Source organism: Hymenobacter plasmatis (genome assembly GCF_020711255.1).
Taxonomy (GTDB): domain Bacteria; phylum Bacteroidota; class Bacteroidia; order Cytophagales; family Hymenobacteraceae; genus Hymenobacter.
This window is the reverse complement of sequence record NZ_JAJFAW010000036.1, coordinates 18,510-42,096: the sequence shown is the minus strand read 5'-3', so window position 1 is coordinate 42,096 and position 23,587 is coordinate 18,510. Positions and strand designations below refer to the sequence as shown.

Sequence of the window (23,587 nt, the reverse complement as noted above, 5' to 3'; positions counted from 1 at the left end):
GGGTAGCGGGCCTGGCGCAGCGCGGGCAGGGCCAGGTTGGCCACCAGCCGGTCCAGGGCCGTGTGCGGCGCTTCCCGGCCCGCCGCCAGCAGCAGCGGGTGGTACCGCGAAATCATGGTCTGGACCGCGGTTTCAAGCGAATCGTCGGAAAGCTCGATTAGGGCGGGAACCCCCAACTGCTGGGTGCGCTTTGCCATGCTCGCCATTATCTCCTGGCGGCTGGCTACCCGCACCGTGGCAGGCACCATGGAAATTTCCGGTTCCAGAAGTGGGTCCAGATAGACGTGCAGCAACACCACGCGCCCATTTATGTGTTTGGCCCATTGGGCAGTATACATCAATGCCGCTTCGGAGGAAGACGACAAATCGGACAGCACGACAAAAGCAGGTTCCATAGAAAGGGGTAACTAGGCCGTCATTGGAAACCAGAGCTGGCGCTGGCCAATGCAATGCATGCTGCCGGAGCTTCCAGGATAGAGGCAGCAACGCAACCAGTAAACACTACCCTAAATTCGCTAAAACAAGCGCTTGATACCATGACGATTATCAAGCCGGGAGTTGATGTATGTTAGGGCAATGGCTCGGGTGGCAGCTCCGTGGCTCAACTTCTCTGGCATGGGCACCACAGCTCCCGCAAATGGCAGGGCAGCACACTGCTACCCCTCCTATTCTCCCGCAGAATTTAGCTCAACCCCTGCCGCTTTGGGCCGGCGGGGATTGGTGTTCGGCTCCTTCGTTAGCAGATGTTTTTTTGCGCCATTTACTCAGGAGCAAGCCCAGTAAGTGGCCCAATATCAGGACGGCTACGGCCGGAATGAGAATCAGCAGCAGGGCCGTGAGGGTGAGCGGCTGGATGTCTAATAGCCGATGAAAGAGCGGTTGATAATAACTCAGCAGCAGCAGGCCGGTGCAGAGGGCCAGGGCCAGCCACACGTAGCGGTTGCGAAGCACGTCGTTTTGCCGCACCGGAGTGCCGATGCTCACCATGTTGAACACGTGCAGGAGCTGGGTAGCGCCCAGGCCGTAGAACAGCACCGCGTTGGCCTCTTCGTCGGTGAGGCCGTATTGGTGGCGAGCGAGGTGGTCGCTAGTGAGCAGGGCGGCCGTCATCAGGGCGGCGTAAGCTACGGCCAGGCGCCAGTCGCCGGGCCGCATTACCGGGCCTTGCGGGTGGCGGGGCCGATGGTTCATCACGGTAGGACTGCCCTCCCCTACCCCCAGAGCCAGCGCCGGAAACACGTCGGTGAGCAGGTTTAAAAACAGGATTTGCAGCGGCAGCAGCCCCGAACCAGTGGCCAGCAAACTGGTGGCCGTGACCACCAGGATTTCGCTCAGGTTGCACGACACCAGGTACAGCACAAAGCGGCGGATATTTGAGAAAATGATGCGGCCCTGCTCCACGGCGGCCACTATGGAAGCGAAAGAATCGTCGCGCAGCACCAGGGCCGCCGCTTCGCTGGCTACCTGCGTACCGCGCTTGCCCATGGCCACGCCGATATCGGCTTTTTTCAGGGCGGGCGCGTCGTTCACGCCGTCGCCGGTCATGGCCACCACGTGGCCGCGCTCCTGGTACAGGCGAATCAGGTCCAGCTTCTGGGCCGGGCTCACGCGGGCAAACACGCGGGCTTGCCAAAACCGTTGGTCGGCCTCGTTGGTGTTTGCCAGCAAATCCCGCAGCTCGGCCCCCGTTAGTACCGCGGCATCTTCACCGGCCACCATGTGCACCTGCCGGGCCACGGTGAGGGCGGTGGCGGGGTGGTCGCCGGTTGCCATCAGGACGAGGATGCCGGCCCGCTGGCAGGCATTGAGGGCGGGTATCACCTCGGGGCGGGGCGGGTCGAGAAAGGCCACAAGACCCAACCAGGTCAGCTCTTCGGCCCATTCTTTTTCGTCTTCATAGGGCAGTACCCGGTAGGCCAGGGCCAAAACGCGCAGGCCGCTTTGGGCCATTTGCTCGGCGTGCTGGAGCCATTCGGCCCGCTGCGGCTCCGATAAGGGCTGGGCACCCTCGGTGGTGTGCTGATGGGTGCAGTGCTGGAGCACTTCTTCGGCAGCGCCCTTCACCGCCACCCAGACCTGGCCGCCCACGTGCCGGTGCAGGGTGGCCATGAGGCGCGTTTCGGAGTTGAAGGGGCGCTCGGCCAGGCGGTCGGCGGTGCCCAGCACGCCGGGCACGTCGAAGCCGCCCTCGTGGGCCAGGGCCAACAGCGCCACTTCCAGCGGGTCGCCCAGGGCGGTCTCCGCCTGGGTGGGCGAGTACGACGCGTTGTTGCACAGCACGGCTACCCGCAGCAGCAGCTGGTACGACTCCCCCGCCAGGGCCGCATGCCCGGCATCGACGGGAAAATGCAGGCGCGTTTCGGGCAGCCAGACGGTATCAACCGCCATCTGGTTCTGGGTGAGGGTGCCGGTTTTATCGGTAAAGATGACGTCGGTGCCGCCCAGGGTTTCCACCGCGGCCAGCCGCTTCACCAGCACATTGCGCTTGGCCAGCCGCAGCATGCCATACGCCAGGGCCAGCGTGGCCACTATGGAGAGGCCTTCGGGAATGGCGGCCACGGCAAGCACAATGGCCGTTTTCAGCAACATGTAAGCTGATTTGCCTTCAAACAGCCCTATTATCACAAACAAAGCCGCCAGCCCAATGGTGATAAAAACCAGCTGGCGAGCCAGGTGATTGAGCTTGGCTTCGAGGGGCGTGGCCGCGCGCTCGGCCTGCTGCACCATTTGGGTAATGGCGCCCAGCTGGGTGCCGCTGCCCACCTGCGTCACCACGGCGCGGCCCGTGCCATTGACCACGGCCGTGCCCTTGAAAAGGCGCTGCGGCTGCTCGGCCAGTGAGGCATCGGGCGGGGCGCCTGCCAGGCTTTTTTCCACCGGCATGGATTCGCCGGTCAGGGCCGACTCGTTCACCTGCAGCTGCTGGGCATGGAAGAGGTCGGCGTCGGCGGCCACCACTTCCCCGGCCTCCACCAGCAGCACGTCGCCGATGGTGAGCTGGTCGGCGGGAACGGCCCGCACCTGGCCTTCGCGCATTACCCGCGCCGTGGTGAGGCCCATGCGTCGCAAGGCCGTCATGGACGCCTGGGCGTTCCATTCGAGCCCAAACCCAATGCCAGCATTGATGAAAATGACGGCCAGGATGGCATAGGCCTCGGCGTAGTCGTGAAAAATAAAGGAGAACAGCGCCGCCCCGCCCAGCACCACCACAATCACGCTGCGGAATTGGCGCAGCAGGATTATAGCCCAACTTTCGGGCGGGGCGGCTTCTACCGAATTGGGCCCGTATTGCTGTAGTCGCTCCCGTGCTTCGGCTTCGGTGAGGCCCGTAGCACGCAGGGATTCGGTAGCAGCTGGAGTTTCAACTTGGGCAGCCATAATAGGACGGGCGATGTGAAAGCAGCATGCCCTGGAAACACCGGGTGCGCAGCTTTAAATCCATAGCATCTTCATTATCAAGCCATAAGCCGAATGTAAGCTATGCCTTTTGGATAGAACTGCTTCGCGCTGAGGTTGCCGGATGGTACCACCCGCTGAGCTTGGCCTGCCCCGCAGGCATCTGGCGGGCTAGGATATTCCGGGCCAGGGCACGGTGTATTTGTCTTGCGGCAGCGGCGCCTTGCCATCGGCACCGTGCGGTTGGGCCGCAGGCACCACCAGCACGGGCACCGGGCTTTGGTGCATCAGCTGCGCGGTCACGCTTTTATGAAACAGCTCGCCGAGGTAGCTGCGGGGGCGCGCCAGCACCACTACCAGGTCGGCCTGCGTGCTTCTGATGGCCTCCAATATGCCGCTGATGGGATGCTGAAACTGAAAGCCCTGCAGCTCCGCATCCACTAGCCCGGTGATGAGGCCGCTTTCCTGCACGGCTTTCAAGGCGCGGGCACAAGCATCGTCGTCTTCCAGCGGCGACACGTGGGCCACCGTCACGCGGGCCCCCAGGCTGCTGAGCAGCTGCTGGACGCCCGCCGCCGGCCCGGCCACGCCAAAAGCCTCCCCGTCGGCCGCCACCAGCACCCGCTGGGGTGGGTCGGCCGCGGGTGTGCCGTGCGGCACCAGCAGCACGGGCATGTGCGCGGCCCGCAGAATATCCAGCACAATGGGCGTGAGCCGCTCGGGGCCGGCCGCGTTGGGGTCCGGGCGGCCGATTATGAAAAGGGCCGGGTGGTAGCGGGAAATCAGGTCCTCGGCCAGTTCGGGCATCAGGTCGGTGGCCATCTCTACCGTGGATGGCGACCGGAGCTGGGCAGCCTGCTTGGTCAGAAGGACCTCCACCTCTTCGTCGCGCTCCAGTTCCTGCCGCCGCCAGCCTTCCCCGGCGAATGCGTATTGGTCTAGAATGGTGACCCGATTGGCATGCAGCAACACCACTTGGCCTCCCACGGCACAGCCCAACGCATCGGCATAGGCAACTGCCTGTTGCGCCGCCGGATAGAAACTGGTCAATACAATCAGTGAGAGGCTCATGGTAAGCAGAGTAAAGCGTGGAGTTAAGCAATTGAGCTAAAAGCGAACCGAATGTCCCCCACTCCGGGGCTCAAAGCCAGAGCAGCAAGCCGGCCCGGATGCGGCGGGCAGCGCCTGCTCAATTTTGTTAATCCTGTGCCGGCAGCAGCAAGAGCGGAATGGCGCTTTCGCTGATAAGTTGAGCCGTGACGCTGCGGTGAAACAGGCTGCCCAACAAGCTGTGGCGGCGGGCCACCACCACCAGCAGGTCGGCATTGAGCTCGGCGGCGCCCAGCAAAATCCCGTCCTTGGCGTGGGTGTGGTACACCATGTGCGGGGCCCGCCCCTGCGTGAGTTCTTCGAGGCCACTTTTGTGAATGGCGTGCCGAATGCGGTGCCCGGCCGCTGCCCCCGGGTCTTTCTGATTGGTAACGTACAGAACCGTCAGCGTCGCGTTTAGCGCCGACAGCAGTTGGGCTATAACGTCCTTGTTATCATACAGGCTAAACTCGTCGCCATCGACGGCCAGCACCAGCTTGCGCGGCGGAAAGTCGCCCCAGCCCACGGTGGGCACAATGAGGAGCGGATAGGGCACGGCCCGCAGCAAATCCATGGCGGCGCCAGTCACAACTTCCATGGGCGCCACCGCCGTGCCAGGGCGCCCCAGCACCAGCAGCTGGGGCTGATGGTGGCGCACGGCCTCCGCCACGGCCTCGGGCAGGAAGTCTTCCGATATCTCTACTTCGGCAGGCACGGGCTGGCTGCTGGCCAGCTTGCTAAGCTCCTGCTGCAGTTGCTGTTCGTCGCGCTGGGCAGCTTTGTGCGAATATTCTTCGGGCGAAAGCAGGCCGTCGTGCCGGACGTGCAGCAACACCAGGTGCGCCTTCAGCGGCACGGCCAACCCGGCCGCATAAGAAAGGGCCCGGTTGGCAAGAGCAAAAAAATCGGTCAGTACTACGATTGCAGGTGTCATGGGAGTAATAAAAAGCTACATGTAAGATTAAAAAGGGCCCGCATAACCTGTTGGCTTGCTGGGGTTAGGCGGCTGGCGCGGACCCGGTTGGGCTGGCCATCAGGTGGAGGTGGTTGTTGACGTCGCGGGCGCCGCACTCCAGGGCTTCGGCCGCGGCGCGGCGGCGCTCCAGCCACGTTTCCACGGTACCGGTGAGGGTTACCCGGCCTTCGCGTACCGCAATTTTGATGTCTTGGTCGTGGAGCAGCGCCGACCAGTAATAGCGGTGGCGCAGGCGCTGCGCCAGCACATGGTCGGGCACCGGCACCGAAGCCGTAAGCACCGGAGCATCGTCCGTTTCCGTTGCTGCCGCAGCCGGCTCGGCTGGTTCCTCATTGGTGGCCGCCAGCTCCACGCAGTTGACCAGCTCCACCACACCGCTGGAACTGGCCACGATTTCCTGCGCCCGCTCCAGCTCAAAGTGCGACGCGACGGTGCCGTAGAGCTGGGCCTTGCCGTTGTACACGTTCACCGTGAAGTTGTACTGGCTTAAAAACGAATCGGAGGCCAGGGCATCCTTAATCTGCTGCTGAATGCGGCCATCGGGCGAGGGAAACTGCCCCCGCACCTGCAGTAAGTCGTTCACGCCCCACACGCCCACCACGTTGGCGGCGTCTTGTTCGGCGGCGTGGCGGGCCCGCAGGTTGCCCACGGTGCCCAGCAGCGTCACCACGCCATCGCGCACGTGCACCTGGGGCTCGAAGGCCTGCACCCGCGGGTCAAGCCGCAGGGTGTCGCGCACGGCCTCGGCCACGGCTTCGTCGGCCTTGGGCGCAAACTTCTGCCGCCGCAGCTCCTTGTCGAGGGCCCAGTAGGATACTACCAGGTCGCGGGCGTCGACGCGCCGGGCGCCGGCCATGTGGGCCGTAGCCACCGCCTGCTCGTGCTCGGCGGCCGTGCCCACCGTGCCGGAGAGGTGCACCACGCCCTGCTCGGTGCGAATGTCGACCAGAGGGCTTTTCACGCGGATGTCCCAGGCCAGGAGCTCGCGCACTTGCTTGGTAATGTCTTCGTCGGAGATTTTCACGCCGCCATCCTGCACGGTGAGGTGGTTGTCTACTTGCCGCACCCCGGGCACGCCGGTGAGCACGCGCAGCACCAGCTGCGATTCGGCCCAGGTTTTCACGGTGCCTTCCAGCCGCACGTGGCCGTTGTGGGCATAGCACTGCACCGGGTAGTCGCCTGCGGCCGGGTCCAGCTGCAGGGCCTGCTCCGCCCGCTGCTTGAGTTCGGCGTCGGGCACATCGGGCGTGCGAATGCCAATGTCGGCAATAACGCCGCGCACGCCACGCACGGCTTTGGCAATGGCCACGGCGCGCTCGCGCGAAAGCAGGCTGTCGGTGAAGCCCACCAGCTCAACAATGCCCGCCTGGCACTGGGTATGGAGCAGGCTCGAACACACCCCTTTTTTGAGCAAAAGCAGCTCCACAGCCGCCATGATGTCGGCGTCGGCCAGGCGTTCTTCCCGGGCCTCCGAAGAAGGGAGCGTAGTCATCATGATACAAGCAATTAGAATGTGGGCCGCTGCCCGCCAGCAGCAGCTTCGTAGCCCCGGGCATGGCTGCCCGGGCGGTATCAGGCCATGCGGCCGTGCAGGTGGGCGGTGCTGCGCACCCGGGTCCCGAGCATGGCCAGCGAGGCCACGGCCAGGTACATGAGCGCCAAGGGCAGCAGCGCCAGCCAAAACGGAATAGCAACCATGACGAGTGACGAAGAAGGTAATGCCAGAACCGCTGGCTCGGCCGGTGAAGGAGTTAGAATCAGAACTTGACAAAAATGCTTTTTCAGCCCATCAATTGCCTTGACCACTATCATGCGGCCCCTTGATTTTGCTCATCCCTATCTCATGGCCACTGCTTGCCCCTTGCGCCGGGGCCGTAACTACATGGCCGGCAGCGTAATGCAAAACTCCGCATACTCGCCGCTCTGCGAAGTTGCCGTGATGGTTCCCCCGTGGCCGCTGGTGATAATATCATGGCTAATCGACAGCCCCAAGCCGGTGCCCTCGCCCGGCGGCTTGGTGGTAAAAAAGGGCTGAAACAGCTTCTGGAGCACCTCTTTGCTCATGCCGGTGCCATTGTCGCGCACCCGGATTTCGACGCCTTTGCCCCGGCGCTTGGTGGCCACCTTCACCTGGGGCGTGAAGGCCGCGCCCAGCCGCTGCTTTTTGTGCGACACCGAGTAGAACGCATTGCCGAACAGGTTGAGCAGCACGCGCTGAATGTCGGTGGAGGCCACGGAGACCATGCCCACGTGCGGGTCAAAATCGGTGGCGAGGTTGGCCGTGAAGGCCGGTTCCTGAATTTGGCGGTTGTGGTAGCTCAGGCGCAGGGCTTCCTCGGCCAGGCGGTTGAGGTTGGTGGGCTGGCGGTTGCCGCCGGTGCTGCGCGAATGCTCCAGCATGCCTTTCACGATGGCATCGGCCCGCTGGCTGTGCTGGCCTATCTTCTGTTGCATGTTGCCCAGGTCGCGCAACAGCGTCAGCACCGTGGCGGCGCCGGGGTCGGTCAGGTGCTCGTTGGCCAGCGACTGCTGCATCTCCTCCAGCATCTCCCGGCTCACCTCGGCAAAGTTCTTGACGAAGTTTAAGGGGTTCTGGATTTCGTGGGCCACCCCGGCCGTGAGCTCGCCCAGGGCTGCCATTTTTTCGCGCTGCACCAGCTGGGCCTGCGTATCCTTCAGTATGCCAATGGTTTCGGCGAGCTGCTGGGCTTGCAGCGACAGTTCTTCGCGCTGCAGGTTGGAGGTATTTTTTTCGGCTTCGATGGTTTTCCACTGCAGAAACCCGATGCGGCTGTCAACCTCAAAAATGTAGCACGTTAAGGAAGCCACAAAGTAGGCGGCCAGCAGAAAAACGGTGTTGTTAACAATCAGATGGCGGTCGACGGCCAGGTAGCGGGCATGCGAAACGAGGATGAAGTAAGCGCCAATGATGATGGTGTGGGCCGCCAAGGCATGCCAAAACCGCAGCCTCACCCACGAGCCCGTAAACATCATGATGATTATCACCCCCACATAGTAATGGTCGTAGGCCAGCTCGGTGGGCTGGCTTTGCCGCACGATGAGCACCAGCGCCAGGCCCGCCACAATGCACATCACGGTCATCACCACTTGCAAAAGAGCCCGCAGGGGCGTGATGTAGCTAAAAATCAGGGCAATAAAGATGGCCGGGCAACCCACACTGAAGCGGTAAAACCAGGCCGTAGAAGTCGTGATGGGGAGGGAATTCAAGTCCAGCAGCCCAAACGCGGCGTAGAGGATGACACCCACCGCCAAGGATATTCGGATGGCATTGATGGTGGTAACGTTGTAGTAATCAATAAACTCTTTCTCGGTCGCATCAGGAAACCGAAGACGCCAAGCTGCCGGTACTAGCTGTAAATAGTCCATGCTCGAAGGGCGTTTAGGCGCAGGGCCGGCGGCTAGCGAAGGGCCAGGGTTTGGGCGTGCAGCTGGTGGCGGAGGGTGTTGAAAAACTGAGTTCGTTCCTTTTCGCCACTCCCGCTGATGAGGGTGGACTTCTTCATCAGGTTGTCGAGATTGGCAAACATGAAGTTGTTGAAGCCTTCGTCGCGGGTGCCCACGAAGTAGAGCACGCTGTGGTTGAGAAAAGTGATGCGGCCCTTGCCCAATTCTGCCGCAAAGGTGTTGTCGCCCAGTATCAATTCGTTGATAAACAGCTGGTAGGCTGGGCCAGTGGGGCGGGGCTCCTGGCCGACGGTAAACTTGGTGCCGCCCTCGGCCTGGGCTTCCAGATAATTGAGCAGCTCGCCTAGTTTGGAGTACAGCACGTGCAGGTCGTCTTCGGAGTCGAAGGCCTCAAACTCCTTGTAAAAGTTGATTTGGCGCAGGGTACTGTTCAGGCTCTCCGCATTCCAGATTTCGGTGGTCGCAACGCGGTTGTAGAGCCCCACCAGGCGTTGGCAGGCCTCGTGCAGGGGGCGGTAACGCGCATCTCCGATTTTGAATTTTACCCCGCGCAGCTTGTCGTCGTGAAGGATGGATTTCATCCAGAAGTAGAACTTGAACTCCGTGAGCTCCGGAAACTGGAAATGGTAGAAAACCGGTATATCCTTAACGATAAAGTAGATGTGCGCATCGGCATAGCCATTAATCAGCTGGAGCTGTAGCTCCATATCCTGCAGCCAATGCTCGAGGGAGGGTGCTTCCTGCAGCGGCTGCCGCCCCGTGAAGAGGATGGCCTCGGTTTGGGGAAACAAAAACTGGTCGATGGAAACCCGAAAGTGCAGCCCAACTTTTTGCACCTCGTTCAAGTCCATGCATTTTTCGCCCCGAATGCGCCGGTAGGCACTATCGGTACTGAGCCCCAGGAGGTCGGCTACTTCCTCCACCAACGACTGATGCGGGAGCAACTGGGCTTTGATGTGCTGGAAAAATCGCACCTGTGCATGGGGCTGCTTCATGGATAGCCCGCTGGGCGGAAATTGCAATAATATTTGAATAAGTTAGTAAAAATTGAGGTAAAAACCAAGTAACCTCTACCAGTTTGCACCAGCTGCCTAACAAAAGAGGGCAGTCGACGAAATGGAGCAGGAGTAGCGGAAATTAAAAAAAAGGGTCTTAGGCCTCAATTAGGGTTCAGCCTATTCAGAAATTAACTTTCTGGTGCCGTGCAAAGCCTGTCTGTCAGCTCGAGCGGTTCGTGGTTTATTCTGCGTTTTACTCGCACTTGCAGCTCACGGCAGCCGTGCTGCATCATCTTACCCGGGTGGTACACGCCGGTACTGGGCAACATTGACCACCTTTAGCCACCACCACCATGAACACAACCCAATTTCAGCCCGACCCGGTGCGGAGGTTGTGTCAATCTCTTGAGCACCGTCTGAATGCATACTTTGAACAGCAGGGCCTGAGCAAGTATACCACTCCTTTGGCCGTCGGAAAAACGGTGTTGTTCACCGTCCTTTTTGGCGCCACCTACGGCATTCTCCTGCTCGTGGCAATGCCGCTGGGCATGTTTCTGCTGATGTGGTTTTTGATGGGCGCTTTCTTGTTGCGGGCTGCCATCAGCATTGTGCAGGACGCCGCCCGCGGGATTCTGTTCTCAACGCGACCTTGGGTGAAGTCCTTTCTAACGCACTACAAGCACCTGCTCGACAGCAACGGCTACCGCTATAAAACCAAGCCCCCCGAGCCCACCCCAGCCCACCCCAGCCCGCAGGAAGAGCCCAACGAGGTTTCGGACTATACGCTGGTGTACGTGACCCCCTTTACCACCACCCGGGCGGGGCAGCTGTATCAGCGCCGGTACTTGCGGCTGCTCTATCCATTCTTCCTCCTGTTTTGGGCGCTGTTTCGCCATTTCCAGTACTATCAGCGCGAGAAACTTGAATCGTCGGACCGCGTGTGGGCCCAACACCCGCTGGTGCGCTGGGTGTCGGCCTTTGTGAGCAAGGCCTACTATCTATTCTACCTGCTGGTGGTGCCGGCACAGGTGCTGCCCGTCGCTTTCTGGCAAATTGCGCTGGGCTTTGTGTGCATGCACCTTGGCTCTGGCGTGATGGCGGTTTTTGCCGTGTCGGCAAACTTTGCGGTGGACGACCCGGTGTTTGTGATACCCAATGCCGATGGGTCAATGGATTTTAGCTGGAGCGCCGACCACCTGCGCACGTCCGCCAACCAGCGGCCGCGGCTGGCGCAGCGTGAGCTTACCTACTAGCTAATACTACGGCTGCCTTCAGCGCCATAGTCGAGCAAACGACCGATACGTTGAAGCGGGCTTGAGCGGCAAGGGAGAATACCGCCAAAGCCGACGCGGTGACTTGATACGCTTCGGGCGGTGGTGTGCCGAGCACGGGCTGGAGCCGCTGACCGCTTCAGTCAGGCATGGCGCGAACTTGACAGTATCCCCGGAAATACGGCTTATGCCGCATCGCCGGGGATTTTTTATGCTCTCCCTATCAAGTAGCTTCTTAGGTTTCATTCCACCGCTCAAGCGCCGCAGCTCCCCTACAATATCACATGCCTTTCAACCTTGACGGCAATGCGTGTTGACGAAAGTCATTAACAACCATGATTATATGCAAAGGACAGGGGCTAACAGGACCCGCATATTTGCAATAATCCTGATGCGGCCTTGGCCGGTATTACGGCGCGGTGAGTTTCCGGCCCAATAATGCGAAAGCGCCTTCCCGCAGGCGATGCCAGTGGTCCTGATTCAGGTGTATCACCCGAAAAGCCCAAGCCCATGAAAGCATTCGTGAAACTCTCTGCCCTCGTTCTGGCGCTCTTGTCAGGGTGTACGACTGATTCCGGCAATGACAAAACCATCGAGGCCGGCGCAATTCCACCGGAAACCGGTAGCAACGTTATAAACGTTAGCTCAACTCGCCGGAATCCGGGCGTAATGAAAGGATTTACAAGCAACATCGAGCGGGATACGCGCGCCAACAATAACTTTCGCAAAGTGCTCTACACGGGCCGCCAGCTCCAGCTGGTGCTCATGAGCCTGAAGCCGGGCGAGGAAATTGGCAGCGAAACCCACGCCAAATCCGACCAGTTTTTCCGGTTTGAAAGCGGCAAGGGCAAATGCGTCATCAATGGGCACGACTACGCCGTTACGGACGGGGATGTCGTGATTGCCCCGGCCGGTTCGGTGCACAACGTCATCAACACCGATGCCACCAAACCCCTGAAGCTCTACACCATCTATGCGCCGCCCCAGCACCAAGACGGCATCGTGCGGGCAACCAAGGCGGAAGCCACGAAGAGCGAAGCCAAATTTGACGGCAAAACCACGGAATAACTGCGGCGAAATTGCCCCATTCTCAGTCGTTATGGCTCACTGAGTAACGAGCCCACCGAATCATTTCGCCCCCTCTCCATCTCCTTGTTGGTGAGACAGCACTAGAACGGGTAGCCTGGATTTTAACGCATCGACACCCATCGTTGTGCTTTGAAGCGGCGTGTGAAATCGCGACCTTAGAAATAAGGGCCAGCCGATGACAACTGCTGGTGGCTCCAAACGCACTTCGTTATGTCCGACGAACCTACCTCATCCTCGTTAGCCACCCTGTACGCTGCGGAAATTGCCGAACTGCTGGCCGAGCTAACGGCATTGCGCCAGGAAATGCTGCAGGTGGCCGCGCAGGCCGGCAGCCGCGTGGCAGCCGTTAGCCCGGTCTTTCGCGCCAGCGCCTTCAACCTCCTGCACTACCTGGCGCTGCGCCGCCGCGACCTGCGCCCCCTGCAGAGCCGCTTGGCTGTGCTCGGCCTCTCCTCATTGGGCCGTGCCGAGGCACACGCCCTGGCCAGCGTCGAGGCGGTACTGGCCGTTTTGCACGAGCTGGCCTACCCGGGCACGCCCAACCCGCTGCTCCCCAACGAGGACGCTCCGGCTTTCGCCAGCGGGGCGGGGCTACTGGCTCAACACAGCGACGCCGTACTAGGCCCCGTTCCGGCCAGCCGCGGCGTTCGCATCATGGTTACCTTGCCCAGCGAGGCAGCTGCCGACTACGCCCTGGTCCGGGACCTGCTGCGCCAGGGCATGGACTGCGCGCGCATCAACTGCGCGCACGACAACGTGGCCGCCTGGCAAAAGATGATTGAGCACCTGCGCCGCGCCGAGCAGGAATTGGGCAGGACCTGCCGAATCAGCATGGACCTGGCCGGTGCCAAGCTCCGCACCGCCGGCCTGCCACCGGGCCCTTCCATCTTGCGAATCAACCCCCTACGCGACGATTTTGGCCGGGTACTGATGCCCGCCTATGTGTGGCTGACGCCGCAGGAGCAGCCCCAACCGGCCCCCACCAATTCCGCTAGCACGCTGTTCAGTCTGGCGCTGCCGGCGGCGTGGCTACGGGGCTTGCACCCCGACGACACCGTTCGGTTCCGGGACAGGCGCGGCCGCAAACGTAAGCTGCGCGTGCTGAGCACCAGTGAGCAGGGCTGTTGGGCGGAGCTGCGCAAAACTGCCTACCTGGCCCCCGACACCCTTTTTTTGAGCCCTGCCGGAGAAGCAATGCTGCAGCGGATTCCTCGGCTCGAAGCATTTATGCTCCTGCGCCCTGGCGATGTGCTGCAGCTCAACCGGCACCCCGGGGCGCTGGACTCAACCGGCACCCAGGCGGTTATCGGCTGCACCATGCCGGAACTGCTCGACCATGTAAAGCTGGGCGAGCGGGTCTGGTTCGACGATGGCAAGATTGGAGGCGTGGTGGAGCAGGTTGAGCCAGATGCATTGCACGTGCGCATCACCCAGGCACGGGTAAAGGGCGAGAAACTGCGCAACGACAAAGGCATCAACCTGCCCGACAGCCTGCTGCCCCTGCCTGCCTTGACTCCAAAAGACCAGGAGGACCTGGCTTTCATTGCCCAGCACGCGGACATGGTCGGCCTGTCCTTTGCCAGCCGGCCACAAGATGTGGAGCAGCTCCAGCAGCGGCTGGCCCAACTAACGGAGCGTCCCATTCCCTTCATTATCAAAGTAGAAACCCAGCGCGGGTTCGAGCAGCTACCGGCCATTTTGCTCACCGCAATGCGCGCCCCCAGCTTTGGGGTGATGATTGCGCGCGGGGACCTGGCCGTGGAGTGCGGCTTCGAGCGCCTGGCCGAGGTGCAGGAAGAAATCCTGTGGCTGTGCGAAGCGGCGCATGTGCCGGTCATCTGGGCTACGCAGGTGCTGGAAAGCCTGGCCAGCGGCGGCCTGCCCTCGCGGGCCGAAATCACGGATGCGGCCATGGGCAACCGCGCCGAATGCGTCATGCTCAACAAAGGGCCGCGGGTGGTGCAGGCCGTCGAAACCCTGGATGGCATTTTCCGACGCATGCAAGGCCACCAGCACAAGAAAAGCGCCATGCTGCGGAGCCTGCACGTGGCCCAGATGCTGCCGGAGCCCGAAAGCACCCCGCTATAAGCCAGCCCCCGCTTGTTTTATTACCAGCGATGGATGACCCCACACTTTTCCAGCACCGTGAGCAGCCCCACCAGCGCCGCCAGGATGGCCGCCTTGGGCAGAATCTCTCGAAAAAAATTGCCTTTGGATAAATACCCCATGGCGCAAATTTCGGCATATAGCACTAGATATTCGCAATTTGACCGTTTGCGGCTGGCACTGCGGAGCTTACGATTGGGCTGGTATTTTCCTGGCCTCCGGCTCGGCGCGATTTGGAAGAAAATTGCCTAGCTTGGTGAAAGGCCCGCGTAGCACAAGCGGAACTTCATGCGCTTAGATGCCCTTACATTAGCGGGAGTCTCTGCGGACAAGAAGTTCGGCACAAGCTGCCTCTCCTTTTTCACCCCAATTTTTCCTTTTGCCCTTGCAACCGCCCGCCACCGTCGACCTCACCCGCATCAACCTGCAGTCTACCATCGCCGTGAACTATTGGTGCCAGGTTATGCACTGCTCCGAAACCCAGCTGCGCAATGCCATCCTGGCCGTCGGCACGCTGCCCGCTGACGTTCAGGCTTACCTGAGCCGCTAAAGCGCCACGCGTCCAGCGCTTCTTGCTGCTTCCCGGACAACTTCGGTTGCTTCTGTGAATAGTGTGGCGCTTAGTCCTGTCCCTGCTTGGTCCGTACGCCGGCCCTGAGCTAGGGCCCTCCCGGTTTTCTGCTTTCTCGCTTGTGAAGCAATTAAATCACCCAAAAGAGGGGGATTTAAAACCATTGCCATTTATTAAACGTTTGTTTAAAACATAATTTTAAATCTCGTGTAATTGGGCTAACTTTGCGAATGAGGCTCACAGCTTGAGCCTAAATCCAGCTAGCCTTCATCGACTCAGTACCAGACAGTTTCTGCCATGAAAAAACCTGCCTCTGACGCGCTGGATACGAGCACCGAGGAACGCATCAAGGAAGCGGCGCGCAAAGTGTTTTTGCAGAAAGGCTATGCGGCTACGCGGGTGAAGGACATTGCCCAGGAAGCGGGCCTCAACATTGCCCTGCTCAACTACTACTTCCGCAGCAAGGAGAAGCTGTTTGACCTGGTGATGCTGGAAAAGCTCCAGCAGTTTGCCGGCGAGCTGCAGCGCATCATGCTGGCCGAAGCCACTTCCCTGCGCGAAAAAGTGGAGCTGATTGCTGCTTTCTACGTCGACTTGCTGCTGGCCCAGCCCGAGCTGCCCGTCTTTATTTTCAGTGAGCTGAAGGCCAATCCGGCGAAGCTGGCGGGCATTATGGGTGCTCAAAAGGTGCTGCTCCACTCCCGCTTTGCCCAGCAGTTGCGGGAGGAGCTGGGCGCCCGGCACAGCTCAACCAACCCCTTACACCTGCTGATGAGCTTGCTGGGTATGGCCGTGTTTCCGTTTGTGGCGCGGCCGGTGCTGCAGCTGGCCGCCGAGCAGGACGATGCCGGATTTACGGCCCTCATGCAGGAGCGCAAGCGCCTGCTGCCGCAGTGGTTTGAGACCCTGTTGCAGTCGGCGTAGCCTTTTGCCGGTTAGTTAAATGGTTTTTTAAAGTGCGCTTTCAACCCTTTGTTCGCTCATGAAAAAAACAGTGGCACTTATTGGATGGCTGGCCCTGACCGGCGCCAGCTGGGCGCAGTCGGGCGGGCCGGCGCTGACGTTGGCCGACTGCCAGGCGCGGGCACAGCATAACTATCCGCTGACTAAGCAACGCGAGCTGATAGAGAAAACCCGCGACTACTCGGTGGCCAACGCCGCCAAGGGCTACCTGCCGCAGCTCAGTTTCTCCGGCCAGGCCACGTACCAGAGCGAAACCATCAATTTTGCCAAGGAGCTGCCCGCCGGGTCTCCGCTGGCCGCCGCGCTGCCCACCATCAGCAAGGACCAATACAAAGTGACCGGGCAACTCGACCAGGTGCTGTACGACGGAGGCAGCATCCGCTACGCCCAGCAGGCGCGCCGGGCCGAAGCCGACGTGCAGGCGAAGAACCTGGATGTTAGCCTCTACGCCCTGCGCGAGCGGGTCAACCAACTGTTTTTCGGGGTGCTGCTGGTGGATGCGCAGCTCAAGCAGACGGCCTTGCGCCGGGCCGACCTGCAAAGCGGCGTGCAGAAAACCGAGGCCCAGCTGGCGAACGGTGTAGCCTTCCGCAGCAGCCTCAACGAGCTGAAGGCCGAGCTGCTGGGCGTGGACCAAAGCCTGACCCAGCTGCGCGCCACCCGCCGGGCGTACCTGGCCATGCTCGGGCTTTTCATCAACCAAACCCTGGACGAGCAAACGCCGCTAGTCCCTCCCGCCCCTGTGGGCCTTACCCAGTCGGTCAATCGCCCCGAGCTGAGTTTGTACGAGGCGCAGAGGCGCACCTACGATGCGCAGGAAAACCTGCTGCGCGCTGCCTTCCAGCCCCGGGTCGGCGCTTTCTTTCAGCAGAACTACGGCCGGCCCACGTTCAACTTCATCAGCAACGACTTCGGCTTTTTCTGGCTCGGCGGCGTGCGCCTGAGCTGGAACCCGAGCAGCCTCTACACCACCCGCCGGCACGACGTGCAGCTCCTCGGCCTGAGCCGCCAAAACGTGGACCTGCAGCGCGAAACCTTCCTATTCAACACCACCCTGGCCCTGAGCCAGCAGCGCGCCGACGTGCAGCGCTACCAGGAGCTGCTGGCCCAGGACGAGCAGCTGGTGGCGCTGCGGGCCTCCGTGAAGACTTCCGCCCAGGCCCAGCTGCAAAACGGCGTCATCACCTCGCACGAGTACATCACGAAGGTGAATGCCGAAGACGCGGCCCGCCAGGCCCAGGTGCTGCACCAGATTCAGCTGCTGCAGGCGCAGTACGCTTACCAGACCACTTCCGGCAATTAGCCCGCCCCTTAGCTGCATGAATTTCATCACCTCCCTTTCGCTGGTGGCCACCGTGCTGGCCCTCCAGGCCGGCTGCCAAAAGCACGGGCCCGACTTTGATGCGTCCGGCAATTTCGAGGCCGATGAAATCATCGTCTCGGCGCAGCAAAACGGCCAGATTCTTTCCTTCCCCGTGCAGGAAGGCGAGGTGCTGAAAGCCGGCGCCACCGTGGGCCAGCTCGACGTGACCACCGCCCGGCTGCAGCAAGAGCAGGCCCAGGCAACCGTGGCCGCCCTGCGCGAGCAGACCGCCAGCGCTGCCCCGCAGGTGGAGCTCACGCGCCGGCAGCTGGCCGTGCAGCAGGCCCAGCTGCAGCAGCTGCTGCGCGAGCGCACCCGCACCCAAAACCTTATCCGGGCCGATGCCGCCACGCAAAAGCAGCTCGACGACCTCAACGCCCAAATCACCCAGGCCGAGGCCCAGCTGGCCGTCACGCGCCAACAAATCCGGGTGGCGGAAAGCAACACGGCCACCCAGAACCGCGCCGTGCTCAGCCACCGCGCCGCCCTGAGCAAAACCGCCGCGCAGTTTGAGGAGCAGGTGCGCAAAGGCCAGATTGTAAACCCCGTGACGGGCACCGTGCTCACCAAGTATGCCTTTGCCGGCGAGATGGCCACGGTGGGCAAGCCGCTCTACCGCATCGCCAACACCGATACGCTCACGCTGCGCGCTTATTTCACCGGCACGCAACTGCCACTGGTGAAGTTGGGCCAGCCCGTGACCGTGCGCATCGACAATGGCGCGAACGGTTTCAAAAACTACCCCGGCACCATCACCTGGATTTCGAGCAAGTCCGAGTTTACGCCCAAGACCATTCAGACCCAGGACGAGCGCGCCAACCTGGTGTACGCAGCCAACATCCGGGTGAAAAACGACGGCTACCTGAAAATCGGGATGTACGGCGAGGTACTGCTGCCGGGCCACGCCACTACTCACTAACCGGCTGGAATCATGGACGCTGTCACGCTGGAGCACATCACCAAGACCTACGAGAAGGGCACCGTGCGGGCCGTCGAGGACGTGTCGTTTGCGGTGAAGCCGGGCGAGCTGTTTGGGCTAATTGGGCCGGACGGGGCGGGCAAAACCAGCATTTTTCGCATCCTGACCACCCTGCTGCTCGCCGACTCGGGAACGGCCACGGTGGGCGGGCACGACGTGCGCACCGATTACCAGGCCATTCGCAACACGGTGGGCTACATGCCGGGCCGATTCTCGCTCTACCAGGACCTCACAGTGCAGGAAAACCTGAACTTCTTCGCCACGCTGTTCGACACGACCATCGCGGCCAATTACGCGCTGATTAAGGACATCTACGAACAAATTGAGCCGTTTCGGGACCGGCGGGCGGGCAAGCTCTCGGGCGGCATGAAGCAGAAGCTGGCCTTGTGCTGCGCCCTGATTCACAAGCCCACGGTGCTGTTTCTGGACGAGCCCACCACGGGCGTGGATGCGGTGTCGCGCAAGGAATTCTGGGCCATGCTTGGGCAGCTCCGGCAGCAGGGCATCACCATCCTGGTTTCGACGCCTTACATGGACGAAGCCACCCTTTGCGAGCGGATTGCGCTGCTGCAGGGCGGCAAAATCCTGTCCATCGACACGCCAGACAACATCGTCCGGGCTTACCCACACCCGCTTTTCGCCGTGAAAACCGATGCGGTGCACTCCCTGCTCCACGACCTGCGGGCCTACACGCCGGTGCTCAGCAGCTACGCCTTTGGGGAGTTTGTGCACGTGGCTTTCCGGCAAAATCAGCCCAATAACGATGCGGCGCTGCGCGACTACCTCCGCGCCCGGCAGCATACGGGCATTGTGGTAAAGCCCATTGCGCCCACCATCGAAGACCGGTTTATTGAGCTGATGACGGCCAACTCCACCGCTGCGCATGGAAACTAACCCCGCTCCGGCCATCAGCTCCCACGAGCTGAGCAAGCATTTCGACGGCTTCCGGGCTGTGGACAGGATTTCGTTTGAGGTCGCGCCGGGCGAAATATTCGGCTTTCTGGGGGCCAACGGCGCGGGCAAAACCACGGCCATGCGCATGCTCTGCGGCCTCTCCTACCCTACTTCGGGCCAGGCCACGGTGGCCGGGTTCGACGTGTACCGGCAGCAGGAGCAAATCAAGCAGAACATCGGCTACATGAGCCAGAAGTTCTCGCTCTACGAAGACCTGACGGTGCTGGAAAACATCGAGTTTTTCGGCGGAATCTACGGCCTTACCAACCAGCAGCTGCGCACCAAAAGCGAGGAGCTGGTGACGACGCTAGGCCTGCAAAGCGAAGCCAAAAAGCTGGTCCGCGGCCTGCCGTTGGGCTGGAAGCAGAAGCTGGCCTTCTCGGTGGCCATCCTCCACGACCCCAAAATCGTGTTTCTCGACGAGCCCACCGGCGGCGTGGACCCCGTCACGCGCCGGCAGTTTTGGGAGCTCATCTACGCCGCGGCCGACCGGGGCATCACCGCTTTCGTGACCACCCACTACATGGACGAGGCCGAGTACTGCTCGCGCGTCTGCATCATGGTCGACGGCCGCGTGGAAGCGCTGGACTCGCCCGCCAACCTGAAGCAGCAGTTCCACACCGACTCCATGGACGACGTGTTTTACCAATTGGCGCGCGGCGCGCAGCGGGGAGAATAGGGCTTGTCACAATAAAGAAGAACGTCATGCTGAGCTTGTCGAAGCATCTCTACCACGCCATCTGTCATGCAGAGCGCAGCGAAGCATCTTATCACGTCCGGAAGAGTCGTGCGAACCTGATAAGATGCTTCGCTGCGCTCTGCATGACAGACGATTGAGTCACTATCCCAAACGAATCGCCTAGCAACGCTCAGCCGGAAGCCCTTATTAAAACCATGAAACAGCTGCTCGTCTTCATTCGCAAGGAGTTTTACCACGTCTTCCGGGACCGGCGCACCTTGCTCATTCTCTTTGGCTTGCCCACGGCGCAGATTCTGCTTTTCGGCTTTGCCCTGAGCAGCGAGGTGAAGAACATCAACCTGGCCGTGGTAGACTTTGCCCACGACCAGGCCACGCAGCACATTATCGGCAAGCTGCAGGCCAGCCGCTATTTCCACCTGCAGCAGGCGCCGCTGAGCTACGCCGCCATGGAAACCGCTTTCCGGCAGGGCAAAATCAAGGCGGCGCTGGTGTTTCCGGCCAATTTCAGCGCCGACCTGGGGCACACCGGGCGGGGCCAGCTGCAAATCGTGGCCGATGGCTCCGACCCCAACACGGCCTCTACCATTACCACCTACCTCACGGCCATCGTGGGCGACTACCAGCGCCAGCTCAACCAGGCCGCCGGGGCTCTGCCCTTCCAGATTGTGCCCGAAACGCGCCTGCTCTACAACCCCGAAATGAACGGCTCGCTGAATTTCATTCCGGGCGTGCTGGCGCTGGTGCTCATGATAGTCTGCACCACGCTCACGTCCGTGTCCATTGTGCGCGAAAAAGAGCGGGGCACCATGGAAGTTCTGCTGGTGTCGCCCTTCCGCCCGCTGCTGGTGCTCATCGCCAAGGCCGTGCCTTACCTGGTGCTTTCCCTGCTCGATTTCACCCTGATTCTGTTGCTGTCGGTGTTTGTGCTGGACGTGGAGATTCGCGGCAGCGTGATGCTGCTCTACGGCGTGAGCACGGTATTTATCGTCGCCTGCCTGTCGCTGGGGCTGCTGATTTCCAACGTCACGGCCTCGCAGCAAGTGGCCATGCTGGTCTCGATGATGGGTATGATGCTGCCCACGCTGCTGTTCACGGGCTTCATGTTTCCCCTTGAGAACCTGCCCGGCCCGCTGCGCCTCATCCCCAACCTGCTGCCCTCGCACTGGTACTACCTCGTGGTGAAAGCCGTGATGCTGAAGGGGCTGGGCTTTGGGGCTGTGTGGCGGGAAACCCTCATTCTGTTGGGCATGTCGGTGGCCCTGCTGGGCATCAGCCTGCGCAACTTTAACATCCGGCTGGCATGAGAATCCTGCTGTTTCTGCTGCGCAAGGAGTTCCGCCAGATGTTCCGCGACCGGAGCATCCTGGCCCTGATTTTCCTGATGCCCACCGTGCAGCTGCTCATCCTGCCCCAGGCTGCCAACTACGATGTTAAGAACATCAACCTGGCCCTCGTCGACCACGACCACAGCAGCTACTCCCGCGAGCTGACGCGCAAAATCACGTCCTCGGGCTACTTCCGGCTGGTGGGGGCCAGCCCCTCCTATCCGGAGGCCCTGCACCTTATCGAAGAAAGCCAGGCCGACATCGTGCTGGAAATCCCGCGCGGCTTCGAGCGCAACCTCGTGCGCGAAGGCACCCAGCAGGTGGCCGTGGCCGTCGATGCCATCAATGGCACCCGCGCCGCGCTGGGCGGTGCCTACCTCACCCGCATCATTTCCGACTACAACAGCGACGTGCGCCTGCAGTGGCTTGGCCCCGGGCCGGCGCGCGGCACAAGTGTTATCGACGTGGCCGCTATCAACTGGTACAATCCGCTGGGGCGCTATTACGTGTTTATGGTGCCAGCCATCCTGGTGCTGCTGCTCACGCTGGTGGGCGGATTCCTCTCGGCTCTGAACATTGTGCGGGAAAAGGAGCTCGGCACCATCGAGCAGCTCAACGTGTCGCCCATCAAAAAATGGCAGTTCATCCTGGGCAAGATGATTCCCTTCTGGCTGCTGGGACTGCTGGTGTTCACCATCGGGCTGCTCATTGCCCGCGGGGTCTACGGCATCGTGCCGGTGGGCAGCCTGGGCACGCTCTACCTGTTTGCCGCGGTGTATCTGGTGGCGATTTTGGGCTTTGGCCTCTTGATTTCCACGTACAGCGAGAACCAGCTGCAGGCCATGTTCGTGGCCTTCTTTTTCATCATGATTTTCACTTTGATGAGCGGCCTGTTCACCTCCCTCGACAGCATGCCCGCCTGGGCCCGCGTCCTGGCGAACCTCATCCCCCTCACCCACTTCATCGAAGTAGTCCGCCTGATTATCCTGAAAGGCAGCGGCCTGGCGGAGGTATCGTGCCAATTGGGTTACGAGGCCATTTTCGCCGTCGTGCTCAACACCTGGGCCATCCTGAACTACCGCAAAACCACGTAGCCGCCGCTGCGATGTTATAGATAAATCACCCCGAAACGGAGAGCCTGTTTTTCGGGCTCAGAATGGCCAGATGGGGAAATAACCAGCTACTAAGTTGAGCTGATTTAGCCCATTCCAATCATCAAGGCAGCCAGGATAATCAGGGTGGCCATGAAGAACCACCGGGAAAAACTGTCGCGGGCTTGTGGGGCAGTGAGTTCCATAGCTAATGAGCGAAGTTTAAAGGCGTGTCGACTACCGGTTCTTGCCGAGTGGCGTCGCAATGGTGAGCAGAAAAACTGATTCTTCCCGGGCCGTGACGCTGTGCGGAATGCCGGCGTGCAGCGACACCATCTGGCCCTCGGTTAGCTCGGCGGTTTGCTGCTCGGTGTGGAAGGTGACGTGCCCCTCCACCACCTGCACGGAAATGGGGCCGGGGGCCGTGTGCTCCTTGAGCTGCGCGCCGGGCTGCAGGGCGAGGAGCAGGATGCGCAGGCCTTCGCTTTTGAGCAGCGTAATGGAGTTGCGGTCGCTGGTGTGCCAGGCCGGCTCCTCCTTTATCTGTTTGCGCAGGGCCAGCAGGTCCATCGTCACCATGGGCGCATCCAGGTAGCGCGTGCCTTCGGGGCGTTGCGGCGTGGCAACGTTGACCTTTTCGGCCGTTGCGGTTTCGCGGCTTTGCATGGCGCTTCGCTGGGCTTTTTCTGCCAAGGTCCGGACCATGGCATCGGCCGTTTCCTCGCTGTAAATTCCGTAGCCATTCACCAATGTGCCCTTTACGCCGTGCTTGGGCGAGGAAATAGCATACACAATGGCTTCGTCGTCGGGGTCCGAAATGCCTTCGAAGCGGTAATGATGGTCTACTTCGAAATCATCGGGGTGCACCCGCAGGTCGTTGTTCGGGTCTACCAGGTAGCCTTCGGCGAGATTGAAATCGACGGTGTAGCCTTTGCTTTTCAAATGGTTTAACACCTCCGTAACGGTATTCATGGGGTCCATGGCAAATTTGAATAGGGGCTTGTGCTGCAGTTAGCCCAACATTTTGGATAAGCGTGGTTCGCCTGGCACCTGCAATGAAAAGTCGAAGTTGGGCTTTTGTTGATTCTGCTGCCATGACAGAAATCAAGCGTCTGTGTGATTGGTGTCATTAATTGAAAAGCCCGAAAATCTCACCTTTGAAGTAGTAAATAAGCTCATTTGACAGACGATAAATAACCCTGTCAGTCAACAGCTTAGCTAGGATAAATTCCTATTCGGCTCAAGCAGGCTTTCTCTTTGGGCCACGGCCAGGCACTCGGTATTTCTGGC

General features: G+C 60.9%; 20 protein-coding genes. 11 read left to right on the top strand and 9 right to left on the bottom strand.

The genetic code is table 11. The annotated features are described in order from the left end of the window. From LJ738_RS19945 to LJ738_RS19915, 8 genes are all read right to left on the bottom strand, one after another. Positions 1-395, bottom strand: a 395-nt coding sequence (locus tag LJ738_RS19945) for a hypothetical protein (protein ID WP_227788112.1), incomplete at its 3' end; no start/stop codon positions are given. Positions 396-687: 292 nt separating this feature from the next. After that, positions 688-3,378 carry a cation-translocating P-type ATPase gene (locus LJ738_RS19940; RefSeq protein ID WP_227788111.1) on the bottom strand — a complete coding sequence of 897 codons (2,691 nt, stop codon included), beginning with the start codon at positions 3,376-3,378 and terminating at the stop codon, positions 688-690. 189 nt (positions 3,379-3,567) lie between these two features. Then, entirely contained in the window at positions 3,568-4,467 is a 900-nt protein-coding gene (locus LJ738_RS19935) for a universal stress protein (RefSeq protein ID WP_227788110.1), read from the bottom strand. 127 nt (positions 4,468-4,594) lie between these two features. Continuing rightward, complete coding sequence (locus tag LJ738_RS19930) at positions 4,595-5,419, bottom strand: universal stress protein (RefSeq protein WP_227788109.1); 825 nt, start codon at positions 5,417-5,419, stop codon at positions 4,595-4,597. 64 nt (positions 5,420-5,483) lie between these two features. Continuing rightward, positions 5,484-6,956 carry a BON domain-containing protein gene (locus LJ738_RS19925; protein ID WP_227788108.1) on the bottom strand — a complete coding sequence of 491 codons (1,473 nt, stop codon included), beginning with the start codon at positions 6,954-6,956 and terminating at the stop codon, positions 5,484-5,486. A 77-nt stretch (positions 6,957-7,033) separates the two neighbouring features. Beyond that, positions 7,034-7,159, bottom strand: coding sequence for a hypothetical protein (locus LJ738_RS21380; RefSeq protein ID WP_262907760.1), 126 nt, complete (start codon positions 7,157-7,159; stop codon positions 7,034-7,036). Positions 7,160-7,339: 180 nt separating this feature from the next. Then, positions 7,340-8,848: a sensor histidine kinase gene (locus LJ738_RS19920; RefSeq protein ID WP_227788107.1), complete on the bottom strand. Its 1,509-nt coding sequence runs from the start codon at positions 8,846-8,848 to the stop codon at positions 7,340-7,342. Between the two features lie 32 nt (positions 8,849-8,880). Continuing rightward, entirely contained in the window at positions 8,881-9,882 is a 1,002-nt protein-coding gene (locus LJ738_RS19915) for a helix-turn-helix domain-containing protein (RefSeq protein WP_227788106.1), read from the bottom strand. A 467-nt stretch (positions 9,883-10,349) separates the two neighbouring features. Here LJ738_RS19915 and LJ738_RS19910 point away from each other — a divergent pair, with 467 nt between their 5' ends. The 11 genes from LJ738_RS19910 (at position 10,350) to LJ738_RS19860 (ending at position 22,300) form a co-directional block, all read left to right on the top strand. Further along, entirely contained in the window at positions 10,350-11,138 is a 789-nt protein-coding gene (locus LJ738_RS19910) for a hypothetical protein (RefSeq protein ID WP_227788105.1), read from the top strand. 687 nt (positions 11,139-11,825) lie between these two features. Continuing rightward, positions 11,826-12,224 carry a cupin domain-containing protein gene (locus LJ738_RS19905; RefSeq protein WP_227788104.1) on the top strand — a complete coding sequence of 133 codons (399 nt, stop codon included), beginning with the start codon at positions 11,826-11,828 and terminating at the stop codon, positions 12,222-12,224. A 231-nt stretch (positions 12,225-12,455) separates the two neighbouring features. Then, a complete protein-coding gene (locus tag LJ738_RS19900; protein ID WP_227788103.1) occupies positions 12,456-14,333 on the top strand; it encodes a pyruvate kinase in 1,878 nt (625 codons plus the stop codon). A 397-nt stretch (positions 14,334-14,730) separates the two neighbouring features. After that, entirely contained in the window at positions 14,731-14,901 is a 171-nt protein-coding gene (locus LJ738_RS19895) for a DUF3606 domain-containing protein (RefSeq protein ID WP_157781152.1), read from the top strand. A gap of 318 nt (positions 14,902-15,219) precedes the next feature. After that, entirely contained in the window at positions 15,220-15,846 is a 627-nt protein-coding gene (locus LJ738_RS19890) for a TetR/AcrR family transcriptional regulator (protein ID WP_227788102.1), read from the top strand. 58 nt (positions 15,847-15,904) lie between these two features. Further along, positions 15,905-17,188: a TolC family protein gene (locus LJ738_RS19885; RefSeq protein WP_227788101.1), complete on the top strand. Its 1,284-nt coding sequence runs from the start codon at positions 15,905-15,907 to the stop codon at positions 17,186-17,188. A 16-nt stretch (positions 17,189-17,204) separates the two neighbouring features. Next, positions 17,205-18,167 (top strand): HlyD family secretion protein, encoded by a 963-nt coding sequence (locus LJ738_RS19880; protein WP_227788100.1) that lies wholly within the window; start codon positions 17,205-17,207, stop codon positions 18,165-18,167. 12 nt (positions 18,168-18,179) lie between these two features. Continuing rightward, positions 18,180-19,121, top strand: a complete 942-nt coding sequence (locus LJ738_RS19875) for an ABC transporter ATP-binding protein (RefSeq protein WP_227788099.1) — start codon at positions 18,180-18,182, stop codon at positions 19,119-19,121. Continuing rightward, positions 19,111-19,860 carry an ABC transporter ATP-binding protein gene (locus tag LJ738_RS19870; protein ID WP_227788098.1) on the top strand — a complete coding sequence of 250 codons (750 nt, stop codon included), beginning with the start codon at positions 19,111-19,113 and terminating at the stop codon, positions 19,858-19,860. Before LJ738_RS19875 ends, LJ738_RS19870 begins: the two co-directional genes overlap by 11 nt. 215 nt (positions 19,861-20,075) lie before the next feature. Next, positions 20,076-21,185, top strand: coding sequence for an ABC transporter permease (locus tag LJ738_RS19865; protein WP_227788097.1), 1,110 nt, complete (start codon positions 20,076-20,078; stop codon positions 21,183-21,185). Next, entirely contained in the window at positions 21,182-22,300 is a 1,119-nt protein-coding gene (locus LJ738_RS19860; RefSeq protein WP_227788096.1) for an ABC transporter permease, read from the top strand. Before LJ738_RS19865 ends, LJ738_RS19860 begins: the two co-directional genes overlap by 4 nt. A 234-nt stretch (positions 22,301-22,534) precedes the next feature. Here the strand turns inward: LJ738_RS19860 and LJ738_RS19855 are convergent, their stop codons facing one another. After that, the gene (locus LJ738_RS19855; protein WP_227788095.1) at positions 22,535-23,269 is read right to left on the bottom strand and encodes a cupin domain-containing protein; all 735 of its coding nucleotides are present in this window, start codon (positions 23,267-23,269) and stop codon (positions 22,535-22,537) included. Between the last annotated feature and the right edge of the window lie 318 nt (positions 23,270-23,587).

Excerpts from the sequence above, each read along its gene's own strand:
- LJ738_RS19925 (WP_227788108.1), bottom strand. The coding sequence starts at position 6,956 with ATGATGACTACGCTCCCTTCTTCGGAGGCCCGGGAAGAACGCCTGGCC.
- LJ738_RS19930 (WP_227788109.1), bottom strand. The coding sequence starts at position 5,419 with ATGACACCTGCAATCGTAGTACTGACCGATTTTTTTGCTCTTGCCAAC.
- LJ738_RS19920 (WP_227788107.1), bottom strand. The coding sequence starts at position 8,848 with ATGGACTATTTACAGCTAGTACCGGCAGCTTGGCGTCTTCGGTTTCCT.
- LJ738_RS21380 (WP_262907760.1), bottom strand. The coding sequence starts at position 7,159 with ATGGTTGCTATTCCGTTTTGGCTGGCGCTGCTGCCCTTGGCGCTCATG.
- LJ738_RS19905 (WP_227788104.1), top strand. The coding sequence starts at position 11,826 with ATGAAAGGATTTACAAGCAACATCGAGCGGGATACGCGCGCCAACAAT.
- LJ738_RS19890 (WP_227788102.1), top strand. The coding sequence starts at position 15,220 with ATGAAAAAACCTGCCTCTGACGCGCTGGATACGAGCACCGAGGAACGC.
- LJ738_RS19935 (WP_227788110.1), bottom strand. The coding sequence starts at position 4,467 with ATGAGCCTCTCACTGATTGTATTGACCAGTTTCTATCCGGCGGCGCAA.
- LJ738_RS19870 (WP_227788098.1), top strand. The coding sequence starts at position 19,111 with ATGGAAACTAACCCCGCTCCGGCCATCAGCTCCCACGAGCTGAGCAAG.
- LJ738_RS19940 (WP_227788111.1), bottom strand. The coding sequence starts at position 3,378 with ATGGCTGCCCAAGTTGAAACTCCAGCTGCTACCGAATCCCTGCGTGCT.
- LJ738_RS19875 (WP_227788099.1), top strand. The coding sequence starts at position 18,180 with ATGGACGCTGTCACGCTGGAGCACATCACCAAGACCTACGAGAAGGGC.
- LJ738_RS19855 (WP_227788095.1), bottom strand. The coding sequence starts at position 23,269 with ATGAATACCGTTACGGAGGTGTTAAACCATTTGAAAAGCAAAGGCTAC.
- LJ738_RS19915 (WP_227788106.1), bottom strand. The coding sequence starts at position 9,882 with ATGAAGCAGCCCCATGCACAGGTGCGATTTTTCCAGCACATCAAAGCC.
- LJ738_RS19885 (WP_227788101.1), top strand. The coding sequence starts at position 15,905 with ATGAAAAAAACAGTGGCACTTATTGGATGGCTGGCCCTGACCGGCGCC.
- LJ738_RS19880 (WP_227788100.1), top strand. The coding sequence starts at position 17,205 with ATGAATTTCATCACCTCCCTTTCGCTGGTGGCCACCGTGCTGGCCCTC.
- LJ738_RS19860 (WP_227788096.1), top strand. The coding sequence starts at position 21,182 with ATGAGAATCCTGCTGTTTCTGCTGCGCAAGGAGTTCCGCCAGATGTTC.
- LJ738_RS19900 (WP_227788103.1), top strand. The coding sequence starts at position 12,456 with ATGTCCGACGAACCTACCTCATCCTCGTTAGCCACCCTGTACGCTGCG.
- LJ738_RS19865 (WP_227788097.1), top strand. The coding sequence starts at position 20,076 with ATGAAACAGCTGCTCGTCTTCATTCGCAAGGAGTTTTACCACGTCTTC.